A 1382-nucleotide genomic window follows, 5' to 3' on the forward strand; every position below is an offset into this window, starting at 1 on the left:
TGCGGCGCTTTCGTCCATCACGCCGTCCTGGTACGCGTACGGCAAGGTGCCGCGCGCCCAGCGTTCGAGAAAGCGCAGGAACAGCGCGGGCAGCACGGCGGTGGCGACCGGCGCCGCGCCGCGTGCGAACGATTCGACGAGCGTCGGCGCGATGAAGCCGGGGATTTTCGAGAAGCCGTCGGCCGCGACGCGCTGGTTCGTGTCGAGCACGTACGGGTTGCCGAAGCGTTCGAGCACGATGTCGCGGTAGTGCGCGAGATCGAGCGGGCTCGGCGTGAGGCACGGGATCACGTCCTGCGTCACGTAGTCGTGTGCGAAGCGGCGGATCGCCGCGTCGTGCGTGCCTTCGTGGATATACGTGTGGCCCGCGAGCGTGCCGGCCCACGCGATGCAGCTGTGCGTCGCGTTGAGGATGCGGATCTTCGCTTCCTCATACGGGTGTACATCGTCGACGAGCTCGGCACCCGCCAGCTCCCAGCGCGGCCGGCCGGCCGCGAAGCGGTCCTCGATTACCCACTGGATGAACGATTCGCCCATCACCGGGCATGCGTCGTCGATGCCGGTGGCTGCCAGCACGCGCTCGCGCACGTCGGCGGTCGGGCGCGGCGTGATGCGGTCGACCATCGCGCTCGGCGTGGCGACGTTCGCGTCGAACCATGCGAGCAGGTCGGCCTGCCCGCGCCGCTCGAGGAACTCACGCATCCCCGCGCGAAAGCGCGCGCCGTTGTTGCGCAGGTTGTCGCAGCTCTGCAGCGTGAGCGGGCCCGCGCCGCGCTTCGCGCGTTCGGCGAGCAGTGCCGCGAGCGCACCGTACAGCGTCGTGCGTGCGCCCTGCAGGTCGGCCGCGAGATCGGGGTTCGCGAGGTCGAGCCGGTTGTGTTCGTCGAGGTAGTAGCCGCCTTCGGTGACGGTGAACGACACGATCCGGCAGGCCGGATCGGCGCCGGCGTCGATCAGCGCGGCGAGATCGATCGACCACGGCAGCACGCGCGTGATCGCACGGATCGTCTCGTACGCGCGCTCGCCTTGCGGCGTGACGGTTTCGAGCGTGTAGGCGCCGTGCTGCGCGGCGAGCGCGTCCATCGTCGCGTGCATGTCGTCGCGGATGTTGCCGACGGTCAGCGACCAGCGCTCGTCGGCCGGGACGGCCGCGTTCACGCGATGCAGATACCACGCCTGGTGCGCGCGGTGAAACGAGCCCGCGCCGATGTGCAGCAGCACGGGCGTGCGGGCGGAGGGCGATGCGCTCATCCGGTGTCTCCTGTTCGTGCCTGACTTTCCTGTCGAATGCGACCGACGTGATCGACGTGATCGATGAATACGATCATTTGCTCTTTATGTGAGCGAATGATCGTATTCGGGCGAGCGAAAGTCAAGGCGGG

1 protein-coding gene is annotated in these 1382 nt (G+C 68.6%); it reads right to left on the bottom strand.

Annotated elements, in window-relative coordinates; genetic code table 11:
- Positions 1–1251: D-arabinitol 4-dehydrogenase (gene dalD / locus JYJ84_RS36745; protein ID WP_205190304.1), on the bottom strand; the 1251-nt coding region annotated here is incomplete at its 3' end.
- Between the last annotated feature and the right edge of the window lie 131 nt (positions 1252–1382).

This window comes from Burkholderia sp. LMG 13014 (assembly GCF_905232215.1).
In the GTDB taxonomy this organism is placed as follows: Bacteria; Pseudomonadota; Gammaproteobacteria; order Burkholderiales; family Burkholderiaceae; genus Burkholderia.